We start from the raw sequence: 18527 nt of genomic DNA on the forward strand, positions 1-18527 counted from the left end.
CGTTAGGCTAGCAACTGAACGCCGTTAACCCAACTGTGAGGAGCTCGACCATGCGACAGCTGATCGTCACGCAGAACATCACCCTGGACGGCTCGATCGAGATGCTCGAGGGCACCGACTGGTTCTCGCCGGAGGCGGAGCAGGACCAGGACGACCTCATCGAGGAGGTGGCCCGGCAGGACGCGACGAACGACGCGGTGCTCTTCGGCCGGCGGACCTTCGAGGACATGCGCGGCTACTGGCCGCAGCAGACCGACGACCGGACCGGGGCCACCGACACCCTGAACCGGGTGACGAAGTACGTCGTCAGCTCCACGATGGATGACCCGGGCTGGGACCGGTCGGTCGTGCTCGCCGGCGATCCGGTCGAGGAGGTCCGGGCGCTGAAGGAGACCGAGGGGCAGGACATCGTCTGCACCGGCAGCATCGAGCTGGTCCACGCGATCGTGCCGGCCGGTCTCGTGGACGAGTACCGGCTCTTCGTCTACCCGGTCGTCCAGGGCGCCGGACGACGCCTCTTCCCCGACGGCTACCAGGTGCCCCGCCTGGAGCTCCTCGAGGCGAAGAGCTTCCGCTCCGGGATCGTGCTCCTGCGCCACCGACCCGTCACCGGCCAGGGCGGCTGAGCGCCTCACCTGCAGCTATTGCGCCGGGTTATGGGTGGCGACCCGCCCGGCCCGTTGTGCCGCCGCCCCGCCATCGGTCACGCTGCTCGGCATGACCGCCACGCCCTCGTCCACCGCTGCGCCGAGCCACGCGGACCACCCGCTGCTGCGCCGCATCCGCGAGTCGGTCATCGGCGAGGACCACGTCATGACCACGCCCTACGGCGCCCGCCGCGTGACGTATGCCGACTACACCGCCTCCGGCCGCGCGCTCACCTTCATCGAGGACGCCATCCGCGAGGTCGTCCTGCCCAGCTACGCCAACACGCACACCGAGTCCAGCGGCACCGGGCTGCAGACCACCCGGCTGCGCGAGGACGCCCGCGCCGCGATCCACGACGCCGTGGGCGGCGACGAGGACACGGTGGTGCTCTTCGCCGGCTCGGGCTGCACCGGGGCGATCGCCAAGCTCGTCGGGGTCCTCGGGCTGCGCATCCCCTCGGCGCTGGAGGACGCGCACCACCTCTCCGCGCACCTGCCCGCCGACCAGCGCCCGGTCGTGCTCATCGGGCCCTTCGAGCACCACAGCAACGAGATCCCCTGGCGGGAGAGCATCGCCGACGTCGTCGAGGTCGAGATGGACGCCGACGGCCACGTCTGCACCGACGACCTGCGCGAGCAGCTCGTCCGGTATGCCGACCGCCCCCTCGTCATCGGCTCCTTCTCCGCCGCGTCCAACGTCACCGGCATCATCTCGGACACGCACACGATCACCGAGGTGCTGCACGAGCACGGGGCGCTGGCCTTCTGGGACTTCGCCGCGGCCGGGCCCTACGTCGACATCGAGATGAACCCGCCCGGGCGGCCGCAGGCATACAAGGACGCGGTCTTCCTCTCCCCGCACAAGTTCATCGGCGGCCCCTCGACGCCGGGGGTCCTCGTCGCGCGGCGGCAGCTCTTCACCAACCGGGTGCCCGACGTCCCCGGCGGCGGGACGGTCGCCTACGTCAACCCGGCCGAGCACTCCTACCTCGCCGACCCGGCCCACCGGGAGGAGGGCGGGACCCCGGCCATCGTCGAGTCGGTCCGGGCGGGCCTGGTCTTCCGGCTCAAGGAAGCGGTCGGCGTCGCGACCATCCGGGCGCGCGAGGACGAGCTGCTGCAGCGGGCGGTGCGGGCCTGGTCGCCCGAGTCGGGCCTGGAGATCCTCGGCAACCTCGACGCCGAACGGCTCTCGATCCTGTCCTTCGTGGTGCGAGGGCGGGACCGCGCCTACCTGCACCACAACTACGTCGTGGCACTGCTCAACGACCTCTTCGGCATCCAGGCACGCGGCGGGTGCTCGTGCGCCGGCCCCTACGGCCACCGGCTGCTCGGCATCGACACCGAGCGCTCGCACGCCTTCGAGCGGGAGATCACCGGCGGGTGCGAGGGCATCAAGCCCGGCTGGGTGCGGGTCAACTTCAACTACTTCGTCTCGGACGCGACCGCGGACTACGTCATCGAGGCGGTCCGCCTCGTCGCCCGGGACGGGTGGCGGCTGCTCGGCGACTACACCTTCGACGTCGAGCGCGGACTCTGGCGGCACCGCGACGGCGTCGTCGAGCCGCCGGTGCGGCTGGCGGACATCACCTTCGGCGCGGACGGGTCGGTCGGTATGCCCCCGCCGGGGCCGACCGGCGGCGAGGAGCTGCTCGAGGAGCACCTCGCGCAGGCCCGGGAGATCCTCGCGTCCGCCACGCCCGCGCCGACCGACGAGCGGCCCGGTGGCCCCGCTCTCACCGAGGACGTCGAGGAGCTGCGTTGGTTCGACCTGCCGGTCGGTGCGCTGCGGTCGACCTCCTGAGCCTCCCCGGCCGTCGACGCCGGCCACTACGGTGAGGTATGCCCGACTCCCCGCCGACCCGGCCCGCCTTCGAGTGGGACGACGACGACCTGCCGGCGGCACGGCATACCGCGGCTACGGGCGGACCGGAGGACGGCGCGGCAGGCGAGGACGAACCCGCCCCCGACCTGGAGTTCACCGGCGAGGTCGTCGAGTGGCGCGGGCCGGCGCCCTTCCACTTCCTCGTCGTGCCAAAGGAGGAGTGCGCCTGGCTGACCGAGGTGATGCGCGAGGTGACCTACGGCTGGGGCATGGTGCCCGTGACCGGCCGCGTGGGCGGGACCGACTTCACCACCTCGTTGTGGCCGAGGAAGGGCTCGTTCTACGTCCCGCTCAAGGACGCCGTGCGGCATGCCGAGGGGATCGAGCTGGGCGACACAGTGCGCGTCGCGCTCACCATCCGGAGCGGCTGAGCGTGACAGATGCCACGCCGGGAGGTATCCCCCGTGTGCCAAGGTGGAACGCAGGACACAATAGGCACGTCACAGCGTGTGCCTCGCATCCAGACGGGGGGCGGGAGCACGACGCCAGGCCACCTGAGGAGAGACGATGACCGACCAGCCGCAGCCGCTCGCCGCACCCGAGCCCGAGGGCGAGTCGTTGGTGCTCACCGCGCCCGCCGCCACCGAGCCGGTCGCCCAGACGGCCGCCCCGAAGATGGCGCCGCAGGTCGACCCGGAGGCGATGCCCGCCCTGGACGCCAAGGTCGAGACCTACCTCGCCGGGCTGACGCAGACCGAGACCAAGTCCCCCGAGTTCGCGCAGCGCGCGGCCGACGTGCGCACCATGGGTGACGCCGACATCCGGGCGGCGGCGGAGACGTCCAACCGGCTGCTCAAGTCGCCGGTCCGCGCGATCCAGTCCGGCGGGGTGTCCAAGGAGTCCAAGGTCGCCCAGACCCTCACCGAGCTGCGGCACACCGTCGAGGACCTCGACCCGGCGCAGGCGACCGGCGTGAAGAAGTGGTTCGAGCGGCTGCCCTTCTCGGACCGGCTGACGAAGTACTTCCAGAAGTACGAGTCCGCGGAGAAGCACCTCGACGCCATCCTGCACGCGCTCAAGAGCGGGCAGGACGAGCTGTCCAAGGACAACGCCGCGCTCAACATGGAGAAGCAGCAGCTGTGGGAGTCGATGGGGCGGCTCAACCAGTACGTCTACATCGCCGAGCAGCTCGACGCCAAGGTCGCGGCCACCATCGCCGAGCTGGACAGCAGCGACCCCGAGCGCGCCAAGGCGCTGCGCGAGGACGTGCTGTTCTACGTCCGGCAGAAGCACCAGGACCTGCTCACCCAGCTCGCCGTGTCGATCCAGAACTACCTGGCGATCGACATCGTCATGAAGAACAACATCGAGCTGATCAAGGGCGTCGACCGGGCCTCCACGACCACGGTCTCGGCGCTGCGCACCGCGGTGCTCGTCGCGCAGGCGCTCAACAACCAGAAGCTCGTCCTGGACCAGATCACCGCGCTCAACCAGACCACCTCGCAGATGATCCAGAGCACGAGCGAGCTGCTGCGCGACAACTCCGTGGCGATCCAGGAGCAGGCCGCCTCCTCGACGCTGGGGCTGGACCAGCTGCAGGCGGCCTTCACCAACATCTACGCCACCATGGACGCGATCGACGAGTTCCGGGTCCAGGCGCTGGACGGCATGTCGCAGACCATCGGCGTCCTCGAGGGCGAGGTCGAGAAGTCGCGCGAGTACCTCGACCGGGCCAAGCGCACCGACGTGCGCCTCGCCTCCGGCCAGCTCGACATCGAGGGCGCGGGCGGCTCCTCGCGCCGGGCCTGACGTGGGCTTCTCCGACCTGCTGGACCGGATGCTCGGCCGGCCGGCCGCCGCGGACGACCGGATGACCCTGCCCGCGCCGCCGACCGCCGAGGACGTCAACCAGGCCCTGACCTCGACCGAGGAACTGCTCACCTCCGCCGCGCTCCCCTCGGTCGTCATCGCCCGCGGGCGACGCGTCATCGACACGGTCCGGGACACCGTGCCGCGGCTGGAGAAGCTCAGCGGCAGCGACCTCGGCTACACCGTCATCGCGACGGCCACCGACTACCTGCCGGAGGCGGTCGGGGCCTACCAGCGGCTGCCGCGGCGGTATGCCGACACCCGCCCGGTCGACGGCGCCAAGACCTCGCTCATGGTCCTCGTGGACCAGCTGGACCTGCTGGGGCTGACGATGGACAAGGTCTTCGACGCGGTCTACCGCCAGGACGCCCGCGAGCTGGTCGCCCAGGGCCGCTTCATCGCGGAGAAGTTCGGGTCCGCCGGCGCCGGAGGATCGCTGCGCGTGCACGAGGCGGACCACGCGCCCGTCCCCGCAGCGCCCCCGACCGGGACCGAGCAGGCCGACGCGACGGCCGCGGTGGACGAGACAGAGACCGGGGCGGCGCAGGACGACCCGACCGGGCTGAACCCGTTGGCGCCGCCGCAGGGGGTGGACCGGTGAACCAGCTCACCGAGGCCGTCGACCTGCTCGCGCGGGTCGGTCGCGAGGCGGGACTGGACGAGCAGGCCGCACGCGTCGAGGGCCAGCACCTCGCGGCGGCCGTCCTGGAGCAGCCCGGGCCCGGGGAGGCGCACACGCTGTGGGCACAGGCCTTCGGGCGCCCCGCCAGCGATTTCTTCGGCGCGGTCCCCAAGGGCCGCAGGTATGCCTCGATCCCCACCCCGCTGCTCTCGACCCTCGTCGCCGAGCGCAGCCCGCGGGCGGCGGGGTACGCCCAGGCGCTGGCGGACGTCGCGACCGCGGCGTGCACCGTGTCCGGGGCGGGCTCGCTCAGCGTCGGCAAGGCGGCGTCCGTGGCCCGGGCGCAGCTGGCCACGGCCGGCGTGGCTCCCGCCCACGGAGCGGGCTCCCCGACCGCGGGCCTCACGCCTCCCGACGCCGGACCGTCTGTGACGCCGGGGGCCCTGCCGGGCGGCGCGGCGGGAGCGTCGTCGCTGTCCGCCGACCTGCTGCGCCGGGCGCAGGAGCAGAGTGCCCGGGTCCGCGACATGCTCACCTCCCTCTCCGCAGGCAGCCAGACCTACCAGCCGGCACCGACACAGCCGCCCGCCCCGGAGGGTGCTGCACCGGACGCCGGGGGGGCCGAGCCGCCATACCGGACGTCCGGTGGGGATGAGGCGCCATACCGGACGTCCGGTGGGGAGGAGGCGACCGGGGGCGCGGACCCGCAGGCACCGCGGACGCAGACGCAGTCGCCACCGGGCGACGGCGCCGAGGCGGAGCCGGAGGAGGAGGCGCAGCCGGAGCGCAGCGTCGAGGAGCTGCTGGCCGAGCTGGACGAGCTCATCGGCCTGGAGCGGGTCAAGGCAGAGATCCACCGGCAGGTCGCGGTCCTCAAGATGGACGCCCGGCGCCAGGAGGCCGGCCTCAAGGTCGCGACCCTCACCCGGCACCTCGTCTTCGTCGGCAACCCGGGCACGGGCAAGACGACCGTCGCCCGGCTCGTGGGCGGGATCTACCGCGCCCTCGGGCTGCTGAGCAAGGGCCAGCTGGTCGAGGTCGACCGCAGCGAGCTCGTCGCCGGCTACCTCGGGCAGACCGCCGCGAAGACCGCCGAGGTCGTGGGCAGCGCGCACGGAGGCGTCATCTTCATCGACGAGGCCTACAGCCTCGGCGGCGACCAGTACGGCAAGGAGGCCATCGACACCCTCGTCAAGGAGATGGAGGACCACCGCGAGGACCTGGTGGTCATCGTGGCCGGCTACCCCGACCCCATGGCGGACTTCATCGCCACCAACCCGGGCCTGGAGAGCCGCTTCCGCACCATCATCGAGTTCGAGGACTACACCGACGAGGAGCTCCTGGCGATCCAGCAGCACCTGGCCGGGCAGATGGACTACGACGTCGCGCCGGAGGCGACCGAGCGCTTCGGCGAGATCCTCGCGGCGACGCCGCGCGGGCCCAGCTTCGGCAACGCCCGCTTCGCCCGCAACCTCCTGGAGGCCGCGATCGGGCGCCACGCCTGGCGGCTGCGGGACGCCCCCGACGTGGACGTCGACCAGCTGCGCACCCTGCAGCGTGAGGACTTCGAGGACCGGGACGCCGTGGACCTGTCCACGTTGGCGCCTGGCGCGGAGGAGGCCGTCGACGAGGTCGCGGACGAGGCCCCCGGTGAGGTCGCGGACGAGGCCTCCGACGAGGCCGCGGACGGCGCCTCTGGCGAGGTCGCGGACGACCCCCACCAGGACGACGCACCCCGGGAGGACCGGTGAGCACGCCGACGCCGGGCCCGGCGTCCTCCCCCGCCTCGCCACAGGCTGCTGCCTCGCCACAGACCACCACCGCCGCCTCCCCGCAGAGCGCCGCGGCCCAGCAGACCGCCCCGGCCGGGGCGCCCGCCCCCGCCGCACCTCGGCAGACCCGTGGTGCGGGAGCCGGTGACGGGGTCTCGAGGACCCCCCGGCTGCTGCGCCTGGCCCGCGGTGCGGCCGCCGCGGCCGCCCTCCTCACCGGGGTGGTCGCGACCGGCACCTTCTCGACCGACGGGATCAACTCCACCCCCAACGTCATCGCGGACCAGTGGGCCGCGGCCGAGCAGGCGGGCGTCGACATGGCGCAGGCGGACCTGCTGGCTGCCGAGCGCGTCATCGGGGAAGACCCGGCCGACGCGCAGGCGCTCGAGGCCTACGACGAGGTGCTGCGGGCGGTCGGCTCGGACCTGAGCCGGATGGCGGACGGCTCCGGGCAGGCCGCAGGCGACTGGAGCACCTTCGTCACCGGCGTGGAGCGCGCCGGTGCGGCCGACGCACCGGGTCAGGCGTATGCCGACGCCTCCCGGTCGGCGCGCGACGCCACCGCCCGGGTCGACGACGTCGCAGCCCAGCACGCGCAGGACCTGCTGACCGGCTCCCGCTCCATGCTGACCACGGTGGTCGGGACCCTCGGCGTCCTCGTGCTCCTCGGGGTGATGGTCTGGCTGGCGCTGCGGACCCGCCGCATCCTCAACGTGCCGCTGGCCCTCGCCACCGTCATCACCGGCGGCCTGGCCTGGCTCTCGGTCAACCCCACGGCGCTGCCGCTCAACTACGACATGCACGTCGAGGAGACCCAGGCGTCCACGACCGCCCTGCAGCAGGTCTTCCAGGCGCGTCAGGCCCAGCTCGCCGCCGCGGCCGGCATCGACACCGACTGGGAGACCCAGGCGGACGCGACCACCGACGCGGTGGAGGCCCTGGGCGACGCCGACCTCGAGGACGACTGGCAGCAGGTCCGCGACGCGGGGGTGGGGGACGGCGCGGTGCAGGACTCCGCCGACGCCTACGACCGGGTCACCGAGAGCCTGTCCGCCCAGGTCTCCGACGACCTGTCCAACGTCGACCCCGACGTCAGCAGCCCCGCGGTGCTCACGGCCGCCGGGGCGCTGCTGCTCGGGCTCCTGGGAGCAGGGCTGGCGTGGGCCGGCGTCACCCAGCGGCTGCGGGACTACCGGTGAGCGTGGGCGGCCGGGGCCGCGGCCCGTCCCGCCGGCCGATGCCGATCATCGGCGAGGACCGGCCCGACGTCGAGGACACGACCGTCGAGGAGCTGGCCCGGCGGCAGGAGGAGGCCGAGGCCGAGCTCGCCGCGCGGCGGGACACGGCCGAGCGCGAGCTGCGGTCCCGGCAGGCGGTGCTGGACCGCGCCGAACGCCGGCTGGCCCAGCGCCACGGACGCTCCTCGGTCCAGCGCGAGCTGGACCTGGCGGAGCAGGAGCAGCGCTCGGGGATCCGCGGCTCCCGGGTGGCCGTGTGGGCCTGGGGTCTCGGGGTGGCCCTGCTCGTCCTCGGCGTGATCTCCAGCGGCCCGGACACCGACCCCGCGGACCGCGAGGCCCTCGGCACCACCGACGAGGTCCGGGTCGCGTGGCTGCGGGTCGCGGTGGCGGCCGACGAGGCGTGGGCGCTGACCGCCTCCGGCGAGGACCTCACCCTCGACAGCGGCCGGCCCGGCGACACCGTCTCGCTCGCGGAGGAGGCGAGCGACATCGAGGGAGGTATCCCCCTGCACCAGCAGGTCATGACCGCCTCCTTCGAGGGTATGACCGCGGAGCCGGGGTCCTCCGCCGCCACCGCCGCCTGGACCGAGGTGCACACGCTCTCTCTGGGCGTGGTGCGCCAGGACGCCGTCGCGGACCTCTTCCACGAGAGCATCCGGCCCGACCGGCTGGCCGTCGGCCTCCTCGCGCTGGGTGGCGCGGGCCTCGTGGTGACGCTGGTCGTCGCCCTGCGTCGTCGGGCGGGCTGGCAGGCGGCCGCCGCGGGCGGGGCCGTGGTCCTCACGCTCGTCACCCTCGTGCAGGTCGACGCGCAGACCGCGCCGTCGTATGCCGACGCCGCGGCCGAGCACCGGGCGGCCCAGGTCGAGCTCACGGACATCACGACCGGCCTGCACGAGGAGGTGTCCGCCCTGCTCGACGGTCCGCAGACGGACCCGTCGGCCGCTCTCGACCTGGCCCGCGAGGGCAGCGAGCGCTTCGAGGAGGTGGCCACGCAGGTGGCCGACGAGCGCGACGACATGCTGGGCGCGCTCGCGCAGCAGCAGAGCGCCTCCGCCCCGGTCGCCGCCGCCGGGCTCGGAGCCGCCGCCCTCGCCGGGGCCGCCTTCGCCCTCCCGGGACGGAGGAAGGACCGATGACGCCCCGACGTGGAGACGACCACCGCGGTGACGACGTCGAGCAGGACCGGCCCATGCTGCTGCTCGGCGAGGACCTCCCGGACGTCGAGGACACGACGCTGGAGGAGCTGCGCGAGCAGGAGGCCGCGCTGGAGCGGCGACGTCGTGAGCTCGCCGCGCAGGCCGAGCGCGACCGCGAGCGTGCCCAGGAGCAGCTGGCCGACGACCGTCGGGAGGCCGAGAAGCAGCTGGCCGCGCGGCAGCGGGCCCTCGACGAGACCGAGCGCCAGCTGGTCCGCACGGAGCGCCGCCTGCGCAAGCAGGCCCAGCGGGTCGGCCAGGCCGGCAGCGTGCCGCGCGTGTCCACCTCGCACACCGGCGCCCGAGGCACGGGCCGCAGCTCCCTCCTGCGCCGCCTGGGGACCTCCGGCTCGTCGCCCCGGACGCGCCTGCCGCTGTCACTCCTCGTCGGCGCGAGCCTCGCCGTGACGATCGGCACCGTGCTGACCTCGGACCGTGCGGACCACGCGCAGGTCGCCGTCTTCGAGCAGCTGGACCAGGTGCGTGCCGAGCTGCGGGCGGTGATCCCGGTGCTGGACGCCGAGATGATCGACCAGGCCACGGGCGACCCGCAGCCGGTCGACGCGCAGGGGGACCTGCCCAGCGTCGCGCTGGCGAACCAGGCGCTACAGGGGGTCGAGACGGCCCCGTCGTTCTACGCCGACGACATCGCCCAGGTCAGCCCGACGCTGTCCACGACGCAGGTCGGCGACGTGCGGGCGGCGACGGTGTGGCGGGACGGCCGCGACGCGCTGGGCTACTCCGTGCCCGGCTACGAGGTCGACGATGCGCGTGAGGCGATGCTGCCCGGGTCGACCTGGGGCACGGTCCTGCTCGTCGGCGGCGCCGTCCTGCTGCTGATCTGCGCCCTGCTCCTGCTGCGCCAGGGGGCGCGGGTGGGTGCCGCCCTCACCGGGCTGGCCCTGGTGGGTGCGGTCGTGCTCCTCGCGCAGGACCCCGCCCTGGACCGCCTCGGCGGGCTCGGCGAGGCCCACGAGGACGCGGACCGCCGCGCCGACGACGTGCTCGACCTGGTCGCCGACGACATCGAGGTCGTCCTCGGCCTGCGCTCGCTCGACCCGAGCGAGCAGGAGGGCGACTTCTCCTGGTGGGCCGCGGACTACCGGCTGGAGGCGCTCGGCGAAGAGGACGGCGACTGGGCCCGGTCCCGCGAGGAGCTCGGCGCCACCCTCGCAGGCGACCCCTCCCCGGAGGACCTGCGCACCGCCACCCTCGCCATGGTCACTGCGGCAGATGCCGCGCGCCAGGGCCCAGAGGCCGAGGTCGTCGAGGCGCGGCAGGCCGTCGTGGAGGGCTCCACGCAGGCACCGCCCCCGGCCCTGCTGTGGCCGACCCTCGCCGGCGTCGTCCTGCTGCCGTGGGCAGGCGTCGCCGTGGAGGCCCGGCGACGTCGGGAGGAGCAGGCATGAGCGCCGGCTACGCGCAGGCGCCCGCCGCGCCCGGCTCGCTGGGCGGCGACGTCCCCGACACCGAGCTGCTCGCCTACCTCGACGCGATGCTGCGCTGGAAGGACCAGCGGCGCAGCGAGCTCGCCGCGCTGGACCAGGCGTCCCTGGAGGTGGCCGAGCCCGCCGAGCGCGCCGCGCTGACCCCCGACGTCACGCTGTCGATGACCCTGTGGCAGGCGGTCGCGGACCGACTCGCCCTCATCCAGGCGACCTGGGACAGCGGCCGGGTCGGCGAGCAGGAGCGCCGCCGGATCACCACCCTGGTGTGGGGCACCCTGGAGCAGCCCGGCACCCGGGGCGCGCAGTCCCTCGCCGTGTCGCTGCCCGAGGCCTGCCGCCTCTCGGACTCGCTGGCCTCCTCGCTGCGCTCCCGGCTGCGGCTCGACGGCGCGGACCCCGACCTCACCGGCCGGCTGCGCTCGCTGCGGCAGCAGGTCGAGCGGATCGCGGACCAGGTCGCGCTCATCCCCGACTCGCGGCGCTCCTCCGCGGAGGTCGCGCACGGCGAGCTCGACCAGCGTCTCTCCGACGTCACCGACCGGGCCGCGCGCGGGGCCGACGTCGGCGGTCTGCTGGCGCCGCTGGAGTCCCGGGCGGCGACCGTCGAGCGCGACCTCATCGTGGCCGCCTCGGCCCGGGCGCACGCCAAGGCCGACCACGCGCAGGCGACCCGGGAGGTCGCCGAGCTGACCGCCCGGGGGCAGGCGGTGCTCTCCCTGGCCCACCGCGCCCGAGCCACGGTCTCCCCCGCCCCGCGGCTCGGCGTCCCCGACGTCTCCGCGCTCGGCGAGGTGCCGACCGCGCCGGCCGAGCTCACGGCATACCGGGAGCGGCTGGGTCGTGTGGAGCGCGCGCTGGGCGTCGCGCACTCGGAGTATGCCGCCGCCCTCGACCGCCTGGAGGACCTCACCGAGCGCGCCACGACGGTGCGCGAGGCGTTGGCCGACGAGCCCGCGGTGCTCGCCCTCGCCGAGCAGACCGACACGCTGCTGCGGACCCGGCCCACCGACCTGACCCGACTGGAGGCACTGGTGCAGGCACAGGAGAGCTTCGCCCGGACGATGGGGGTGACGCCGTGAGCGCGGCACCCTGCCAGGAGCCCGGCTGCACCGGGACCTACGAGGACGGCTGGTGCAACGTCTGCGGCTCTCCCGAGCCCCGGCAGGCCCCGATCGAGGCGACGCCGGTCGGCCTGGCACCCGACACCGCGCAGCCCGAGGCCGACCCGGGCGAGGGCTCCCCCGACTCCGCGGCAGGCGGTGGCGACGGGGACGCCGACCCGGCCGCCGGCTCCGGCCACGTGGTGGCGACCCCGGCCCCCGGGCAGACCCGGCAGGCCGTGCGCGCGGCCCGGGTGCGCCGGCAGCGGGCCGACGTCGCCGGCCGCCGCTCCCGGCTCGGCCTGGGCCTGACCACGGTCCCGGACGTGCCCGAGGGCGACCCGACCGAGAAGCTCATGGTCGACCCGCGGGTGCCGGAGGACAGACGCGTCTGCCCCGCATGCGGCGCAGACGTCGGCCGGGCCGCCGGCGAGGGCGAGGGCCGGCAGCAGGGTTTCTGCCCGCAGTGCCGGGCGCCCTACTCCTTCACCCCCAAGCTGGAGCCGGGCGAGCTGGTCGCCGGACAGTACGAGAACGTCGGCGCCCTCGCGCACGGCGGGATGGGCTGGATCTACCTCGGCCGCGACAAGAACGTCTCCGACCGCTTCGTCGTGCTCAAGGGGCTGCTCAACACCGGCGACGACGACGCGCTCGACGCCGCGGTCGCCGAGCAGCAGTTCCTCGCGCAGGTCAAGCACCCGCTCATCGTCGAGATCTACAACACCGTCCAGCACGACGGCGACGCCTACACGGTCATGGAGTACGTCGGCGGGCGCTCGCTCAAGCAGCTCCTCCAGGACCGGATGCGCGAGGCCGGGCGCTACACCCCCTTCCCGGTGGACCAGGCGCTGGCCTACGTCATCGAGTCGCTGCCGGCCTTCACCCACCTGCACGACCTGGGGCTGCTCTACTGCGACTTCAAGCCGGACAACCTCATCCACGAGGGCGACGGCATCAAGCTCATCGACCTCGGCGGCGTGCGGCGCCAGGACGACCTGGAGTCGCCGATCTACGGCACCGTCGGATACCAGGCGCCCGAGGTCGCCGAGGTCGGTCCCTCGGTCGCCTCCGACGTCTACACCATCGGGCGCACCCTGTGCGTGCTCACCTTCGAGTTCCGCGGCTACCAGAGCGAGTACGAGCACTCCTTCCCCCCGATGTCGCGCGTCCCCGCCTTCACCGAGCACGATGCCTTCTACCGCGTCGTGGCGCGGTGCTGCGCACCGGACCCCAACGACCGCTTCACCTCGGTCGAGGAGCTGCGCAGCCAGCTCGTCGGGGTGCTGCGCCAGGTCGTGGCGGCGACCGGGCCGGAACGTGCCGCCACGCTCTCGGCGCACAGCCCCGCCTTCGAGCCGCCGGTCACCACCGGCGAGACGCTGTCGTGGTGGGAGCTGCCGGAGCTCAAGCGGGACGAGGCCGACCCCATGCTCGACTGGATCGCGAGCCAGTCCGGCAACGACCCGAGCGCCACCTTCGAGGCGCTGCGCGCCGCCCCCGAGGAGACCCCCGAGGTCTTCCTCGCCCGGGCGCGGGCCGGCATACGCATGGGTCAGCAGGCGTGGGTGGACGACGCGGTGCGCGGGCTGCTCGCCGAGGACCCGTGGGACTGGCGCGGGTCGTGGTTGCGCGGGCTCTGGGCGATCTCGCAGGCCGAGGGGGAGCACGCCGAGCAGCGCGCGCAGGAGGCCGGCGGCCACTTCGCCGCGGTCCGGGACGCCCTGCCCGGGGAGATCGCACCGCGTATGGCGTTGGCGCTCGCCACCGAGCTCGCCGGCTACGGCAAGGCGGCTGAGCTGGACTACCTGCGCGCCTGGCGCACGGACGCGGCCTACGTCGCCCCCGCCGCCTTCGGCCTGCACCGGGTGCGGCTGGGGCGGGACGACGTCGAGGGCGCGATCACCGCGCTGGACTCGGTGCCGCCGAGCAGCCGCGCGCACCCCCGGGCGCGGTGGCTGCGGGCCGAGCTGCTGCGCCGCCGCGGCAGCCTGGCGGACCTGCGCGAGTCCATGCACTCGGTGAGCCGGCTGACCCTGGACCCGCGGCAGCGGGCGCAGTTCAACGCGGTGCTCTTCGAGCAGGCGCTGGACCAGGTGACCCGGCAGGGCCCCAAGCCCGACTGGCGGGTCGGCGAGGTCCCGCTCACACGGGACGCGCTGCAGCGTGCGCTGGAGAAGGAGTACCGCGTGCTGGCCGACTACACCCCCGACCCGCAGGAGCGGGCCGGGCTCATCGACCGCGCCAACGCGGTCCGTCCCTGGAGCTGGACATGACGCAGCAGACCCCCGGGCCCCCCGAGGCCGAGGAGCCGCGCCCCGCGGACGCCGCCGCACCGGAGAAGCTCGAGCCGGACGCCGGTGAGCAGGCCCCTGGGCAGGAGGCCGCCCAGCGGGCCCCCGGGGAGCAGACCCCCGGGGAGCAGACCCCCGGGGAGGAGGCCGAGCCCGAACCCTTCAGCGAGGGACCTCCCCCGCTGCCCGAGCCCATGCTCGTCCTGGACGGCGACCTGGCGCCGGTACGTCCCTCGGAGCCGGAGCCGACCGTCGACCACGGGACGTGCGAGGCGTGCGGCGGGGCCTACGACGAGGACGGGTGGTGCCAGCAGTGCGGGGAGCGCAAGCCCGACCCCCGGCACCACACGAGCGCCGCGCCCTCCGCCGCAGTCGCCGCGGTCTGCGACAAGGGCAGGCGGCACAGCGACAACGAGGACGCGATGGCGGTCTGGGCCGACGACGAGCTGCCCGGTCGGGCGGTGCTCGTCGTCTGCGACGGCGTCTCGAGCGCCCCGCGGTCCGCCGAGGCGAGCGAGGCGGCGGCCGGGGCCGCGCTCGGCGTGCTCACCGGCGGCACCACCCCGCACGAGCGTCACCCGCAGGCCGCGGCGGCCGCTGCTGCGGCGGTGGACGAGGTCGCGGCGCAGTTCACCGGGACGGCCCCGTCGTGCACCTACGTCGCGGCCGTCGTCGAGGGCGGCCGGGTCTCCGTCGGGTCGATCGGGGACAGCCGGGCCTACTGGGTGCCGGACGACGGCGAGCCGCTGCGGCTGAGCACCGACGACTCGATGGCCGAGGAGCAGGTCCGCGCGGGCATCAGCCGCGCGGACGCCGAGGCGGGTCCGCTCGGGCATACCATCACGCGGTGGATCGGTCCGGACGCCCCGGACGTGGAGCCGGAGGTGACCGAGCAGGACGTCACCGCGCCGGGCTGGCTGCTGGTGTGCAGCGACGGCCTGTGGAACTACGCCTCCGAGCCGGCCGCCCTCGCCGAGGTCCTGGCCGCGCAGGCGCGCGAGGCCGGCCAGGAGCCGCTGGCGCTCGCCGAGGCGCTGGTCGGGTGGGCCAACGAGCAGGGCGGCGCCGACAACATCACGGTCGCCCTCGCCCGCTGCGGGGGCACGAGGCAGGATGGTGGGCATGGCTGAGTTCTCCTCGACCGTGCACCAGAACGAGTTCCTGCCCGACGGCGGCACGGATGTCCACGCGATCGTGTCGGTGACCTGCACCGATGCCGGTGCGGTGGCGCCGAGGGCGACGAGCAGCTCCGGCGGCGAGGCGGGCGAGGTCATCATCGTCGACGTCTCCGGGTCCATGGACGTGCAGGGCGTGCAGGCGGCCGCCTACGCCGCCTCCGCCGCGCTCGACCAGATCGTCGACGGCGTCTGGTTCGCGATCGTCGCCGGCAACCACGAGGCCGCGCTGTGCTACCCCACCGGCACGTCGGCCGCGATGGCGCGGATGTCGGCGCAGACCCGGCTCGAGGCCAAGCGCTCCCTGCAGCGCCTGGTGCCCGGCGGCGGGACCGCGATGGGCCGCTGGCTGCTGGCCGCGGGCCAGCTCTTCGGGACCGTGCCCTCGCTGTCCAAGCGGCACGCGATCCTGCTCACCGACGGCGCCAACCAGCACGAGACGCCTCAGGAGCTGACGTGGGCGCTGGAGCAGGTGCGCGGCCGCTTCCAGGCCGACTGCCGCGGCCTCGGCGCGGCCTGGCAGGTCGCCGAGGTGCGCCGGATCGCCGAGGCGCTGCTCGGCGGGGTCGACCTCATCCGCACCTGGGACGGGCTGAGCGAGGACTTCGCCGCGCTCATGAGCTCCTCGATGAGCAAGGGGGTCAGCGACGCTCAGCTGCGGGTGTGGGCGCCGCAGGGGGCGGAGGTGCTCTTCGTCAAGCAGGTCAGCCCCACCCTGGAGGACCTCTCCGGGCGACGGGTGGAGGTCAACCCCCTCACCGGCGGCTACGACACCGGGGCCTGGGGCGACGAGACGCGTGACTACCACGTCGCCGTGCGCCTCTCCCCCAAGGGCATCGGGCAGGAGCAGCTGGCCTCCCGGGTGCAGCTCGCCGTGGGCGGCGAGGTGCAGACGCAGGGCCTGGTCAAGGCCGCCTGGTCCGCCGACGACGTCCTCACCGCGCAGATCAGCCCCGAGGTGGCGCACTACACCGGGCAGACCGAGCTCGCCTCGGCCATCCAGGAGGGGCTGCGGGCCAAGGCCATGGGCGACGACGTCACCGCGACCTCCCGCCTCGGGCGTGCGGTCCAGCTCGCGCAGGCGACCGGGGACGACGGGGCGACCTCCCGCCTGTCGCGCGTGGTCGACATCGACGACGCCGCCACCGGCCGGGTGCGCCTGCGTCGCAACGTCGACCGGCTGGACGAGATGGAGCTCGACACCGCCTCGACCAAGACCACCCGCGTCCGGCCCGGCTGATGGTGCGCTGCCCGGAGGGCCACGAGAGCGAGGCCACCGACTACTGCGACACCTGCGGCTCCCCGATCGAGCAGGCCCCCGCCGCCGAGCAGCCGGGCTCGGTGCTCGACCTGGGTGAGCCGGTCGCGGCCCCCACCCAGACCTGCCCGCACTGCGGGGCGCTCAACGTCGCGGACGCGCTCTTCTGCGAGGCGTGCGGCTACGACTTCACCACCGGTGCCGCGCCGCTGGGCGAGGAGCCCGACGTGAAGCCGGACGAGGCAGGGGAGACGGTCAAGGCGGAGGAGCCGGAGGCGTCGCCGGAGCAACCAGACCCGACGTCCGGTGCGGAGGAGGACCGAGAGGCACCCGTTGTGGCGGAGGAGCCGGACGGACGCGAGGGGTTGGAGGCACGCGAGGAGTCGGAGCCGGACGAAGAGCCCGGGACGGCGCGGGAGGCACCAGACCGGACGTCCGGTGAGCAGGAGAGGTCCGAGCTAGAGCCAGAGCCGGCGGCAAACCCGGAAGCGCCAGACCGGACGTCCGGTGAGCAGGAGAGGTCCGAGCCGGAGCCGGAGCCAGAGCCAGAGCCGGAGCCCGCGTCCGAGCTTGCACCGGAGACGGTCCCCGATCCGGAGGCAGACCCGACTCCCGAGCCCGAGCGGACCGGCGAGGTGGCTGCGCACGCGCGGCCGCGGCATACCCCTCCGTCGCGCGACCTCGCCGACACCTGGGTGGTCGAGGTGTGGGTCGACCCGGACTGGTATGCCGTGCAGCAGACCGCGGAGGCGTGCCCGAGCGCCGGGGTGCCGGACGTCGTCGCCGTGCAGCGCTCGGTCGTGCTCGTCGGCCGGCCGTCCGGCAGCCTGGGGGTCCGACCCGAGGTGGACGCGGGCGCGGACAGCGCCGTCTCGCGGCGGCACGCGCAGTTGACCAGCGACGGCCGGCGGTGGTGGATCGAGGACCTCGGCAGCAGCAACGGCACCTATGTCGGCACCGTCGGGGAGCCGCTGCCGACCACGGCGCTGACCCCCGGGCGGCGGGTGGAGATCGACCGGGACGACCGGATCTACGTCGGGGCCTGGACCCGGCTGGTGCTGCGCCAGGCGACCGAGTCAGAGCGGCGGGGTACGGGGTGATCAGGGTGAGCGTGACGGCGTGCCGTACCCGGCATCAGGTCCCGGGCGCGGCCTAGAGTTCACCCATGCCCTCCGACGCCCCGACGACCCGCTCCAGCCGGGCGCGGCTGCGCCGGTCCGGCCGCCACCTGGTCCGGTTCGGCGGGCTGCTGGCCGTCGTGGCGCTGGTCATCACCCTCGTCGGTGGCTGGGCGACACGCTCGCTGCTCGACCACCTGCAGTCCAACTCCGCAGAGCTGGTGGACGGCACCGCCACCGTCTCGCTGGTCGAGGGGACCGAGCGCACGCTCTACGTCACCGGTGGCCTCATCGCCCCCGGCGAGATCGTGCCCACCTCGGTCGACCAGATCACCTGCACCATCACCGGGCCCGGCGGAGAGGTGCCGTTCACGACCCTTGCCGAGCAGGGCCGGCAGGTCGGCATCGACACCGCGCTTGCCCGCTTCCAGGTCATCGGTGAGTTCACCGCGGAGCAGGCCGGCGAGCACCGGATCGACTGCGAGGGGCTGGGCGTCGTGGTGGCTCCCGAGGTCGGCCCTGCGAACGCGCTGCTGCGCCTCGGGGCGCTGGGACTGGGAAGCCTGGGCACCTTCGTCGGGCTCTCCATGCTCCTCATCGGCGGGGTGCTGCTGCTCCTCGTCCGGCCGGGCGAGGACGGTGGCGAGGAGGTCGTCGACGACGCCCCGCCGGAGGAGGGCGCCGACGAGTGGTGGGAGGACGAGGCCGACACGCGCGGGGACGCCGGCGAGGACGGTGCCGTCGACGAGGGTGCGTCGGGCAGCGAGGGTGCCGGGGGCGCCGACGAGGACGCGGCCTCGCCCGAGCAGGACGACGACTACGTCGACCTCACCGACGAGGAGCTCGCCGCGCTCTCCGAGGAGGAGATCGCCGAGCTGGTCGCCTCCGGCCAGCTGGTCTTCGTCGAGGACGAGGACGGCGGCGAGGACCAGCCTGGCCGGTAGCTCGGCCACCGACAGCGG

General features: G+C 74.4%; 15 protein-coding genes. All 15 read left to right on the forward strand.

Going from position 1 to position 18527, the window contains the following annotated elements; all coding sequences use genetic code 11:
• Positions 1–50: 50 nt before the first annotated feature.
• The 15 genes from SGUI_RS04675 to SGUI_RS17330 all read left to right on the forward strand — a co-directional run bounded on the left by SGUI_RS04675 (position 51) and on the right by SGUI_RS17330 (position 18509).
• A complete protein-coding gene (locus tag SGUI_RS04675) occupies positions 51–626 on the forward strand; it encodes a dihydrofolate reductase family protein (RefSeq protein ID WP_066636918.1) in 576 nt (191 codons plus the stop codon).
• Positions 627–717: 91 nt separating this feature from the next.
• The gene (locus tag SGUI_RS04680) at positions 718–2451 is read left to right on the forward strand and encodes an aminotransferase class V-fold PLP-dependent enzyme (RefSeq protein WP_066636922.1); all 1734 of its coding nucleotides are present in this window, start codon (positions 718–720) and stop codon (positions 2449–2451) included.
• Positions 2452–2489: 38 nt separating this feature from the next.
• Positions 2490–2903 (forward strand): DUF1905 domain-containing protein, encoded by a 414-nt coding sequence (locus SGUI_RS04685; protein WP_083190500.1) that lies wholly within the window; start codon positions 2490–2492, stop codon positions 2901–2903.
• A 136-nt stretch (positions 2904–3039) separates the two neighbouring features.
• Complete coding sequence (locus tag SGUI_RS04690; protein ID WP_066636925.1) at positions 3040–4281, forward strand: toxic anion resistance protein; 1242 nt, start codon at positions 3040–3042, stop codon at positions 4279–4281.
• Position 4282: 1 nt separating this feature from the next.
• Complete coding sequence (locus SGUI_RS04695) at positions 4283–4942, forward strand: hypothetical protein (protein ID WP_157621743.1); 660 nt, start codon at positions 4283–4285, stop codon at positions 4940–4942.
• Complete coding sequence (locus tag SGUI_RS04700; RefSeq protein ID WP_066636928.1) at positions 4939–6714, forward strand: AAA family ATPase; 1776 nt, start codon at positions 4939–4941, stop codon at positions 6712–6714. Before SGUI_RS04695 ends, SGUI_RS04700 begins: the two co-directional genes overlap by 4 nt.
• Positions 6711–7934 (forward strand): hypothetical protein, encoded by a 1224-nt coding sequence (locus SGUI_RS04705; protein ID WP_066636932.1) that lies wholly within the window; start codon positions 6711–6713, stop codon positions 7932–7934. The genes SGUI_RS04700 and SGUI_RS04705 overlap by 4 nt, the downstream gene beginning before the upstream one ends.
• A complete protein-coding gene (locus SGUI_RS04710) occupies positions 7931–9115 on the forward strand; it encodes a hypothetical protein (protein WP_066636934.1) in 1185 nt (394 codons plus the stop codon). Before SGUI_RS04705 ends, SGUI_RS04710 begins: the two co-directional genes overlap by 4 nt.
• Positions 9112–10584 carry a coiled-coil domain-containing protein gene (locus tag SGUI_RS04715; protein WP_066636936.1) on the forward strand — a complete coding sequence of 491 codons (1473 nt, stop codon included), beginning with the start codon at positions 9112–9114 and terminating at the stop codon, positions 10582–10584. Before SGUI_RS04710 ends, SGUI_RS04715 begins: the two co-directional genes overlap by 4 nt.
• Positions 10581–11702, forward strand: a complete 1122-nt coding sequence (locus SGUI_RS04720) for a hypothetical protein (protein WP_066636938.1) — start codon at positions 10581–10583, stop codon at positions 11700–11702. The genes SGUI_RS04715 and SGUI_RS04720 overlap by 4 nt, the downstream gene beginning before the upstream one ends.
• Positions 11699–13996, forward strand: a complete 2298-nt coding sequence (locus SGUI_RS04725) for a serine/threonine-protein kinase (RefSeq protein WP_066636941.1) — start codon at positions 11699–11701, stop codon at positions 13994–13996. The genes SGUI_RS04720 and SGUI_RS04725 overlap by 4 nt, the downstream gene beginning before the upstream one ends.
• Positions 13993–15144, forward strand: coding sequence for a PP2C family protein-serine/threonine phosphatase (locus tag SGUI_RS04730; protein WP_066636943.1), 1152 nt, complete (start codon positions 13993–13995; stop codon positions 15142–15144). The genes SGUI_RS04725 and SGUI_RS04730 overlap by 4 nt, the downstream gene beginning before the upstream one ends.
• A complete protein-coding gene (locus SGUI_RS04735; RefSeq protein WP_066642766.1) occupies positions 15137–16429 on the forward strand; it encodes a VWA domain-containing protein in 1293 nt (430 codons plus the stop codon). Before SGUI_RS04730 ends, SGUI_RS04735 begins: the two co-directional genes overlap by 8 nt.
• On the forward strand, positions 16429–17547 hold the full coding sequence (locus tag SGUI_RS17950) for an FHA domain-containing protein (protein ID WP_237141455.1): 1119 nt from the start codon (positions 16429–16431) through the stop codon (positions 17545–17547). The genes SGUI_RS04735 and SGUI_RS17950 overlap by 1 nt, the downstream gene beginning before the upstream one ends.
• A gap of 65 nt (positions 17548–17612) precedes the next feature.
• Positions 17613–18509, forward strand: coding sequence for a hypothetical protein (locus SGUI_RS17330; RefSeq protein WP_066636946.1), 897 nt, complete (start codon positions 17613–17615; stop codon positions 18507–18509).
• Positions 18510–18527 lie beyond the last annotated feature (18 nt).

The sequence above is a fragment of the Serinicoccus hydrothermalis genome, assembly GCF_001685415.1.
GTDB lineage: Bacteria > Actinomycetota > Actinomycetes > Actinomycetales > Dermatophilaceae > Ornithinicoccus > Ornithinicoccus hydrothermalis.

Excerpts from the sequence above, each read along its gene's own strand:
- SGUI_RS04690 (WP_066636925.1), top strand. The coding sequence starts at position 3,040 with ATGACCGACCAGCCGCAGCCGCTCGCCGCACCCGAGCCCGAGGGCGAG.
- SGUI_RS04685 (WP_083190500.1), top strand. The coding sequence starts at position 2,490 with ATGCCCGACTCCCCGCCGACCCGGCCCGCCTTCGAGTGGGACGACGAC.
- SGUI_RS17330 (WP_066636946.1), top strand. The coding sequence starts at position 17,613 with ATGCCCTCCGACGCCCCGACGACCCGCTCCAGCCGGGCGCGGCTGCGC.
- SGUI_RS04730 (WP_066636943.1), top strand. The coding sequence starts at position 13,993 with ATGACGCAGCAGACCCCCGGGCCCCCCGAGGCCGAGGAGCCGCGCCCC.
- SGUI_RS04735 (WP_066642766.1), top strand. The coding sequence starts at position 15,137 with ATGGCTGAGTTCTCCTCGACCGTGCACCAGAACGAGTTCCTGCCCGAC.
- SGUI_RS17950 (WP_237141455.1), top strand. The coding sequence starts at position 16,429 with ATGGTGCGCTGCCCGGAGGGCCACGAGAGCGAGGCCACCGACTACTGC.
- SGUI_RS04680 (WP_066636922.1), top strand. The coding sequence starts at position 718 with ATGACCGCCACGCCCTCGTCCACCGCTGCGCCGAGCCACGCGGACCAC.
- SGUI_RS04675 (WP_066636918.1), top strand. The coding sequence starts at position 51 with ATGCGACAGCTGATCGTCACGCAGAACATCACCCTGGACGGCTCGATC.
- SGUI_RS04715 (WP_066636936.1), top strand. The coding sequence starts at position 9,112 with ATGACGCCCCGACGTGGAGACGACCACCGCGGTGACGACGTCGAGCAG.
- SGUI_RS04720 (WP_066636938.1), top strand. The coding sequence starts at position 10,581 with ATGAGCGCCGGCTACGCGCAGGCGCCCGCCGCGCCCGGCTCGCTGGGC.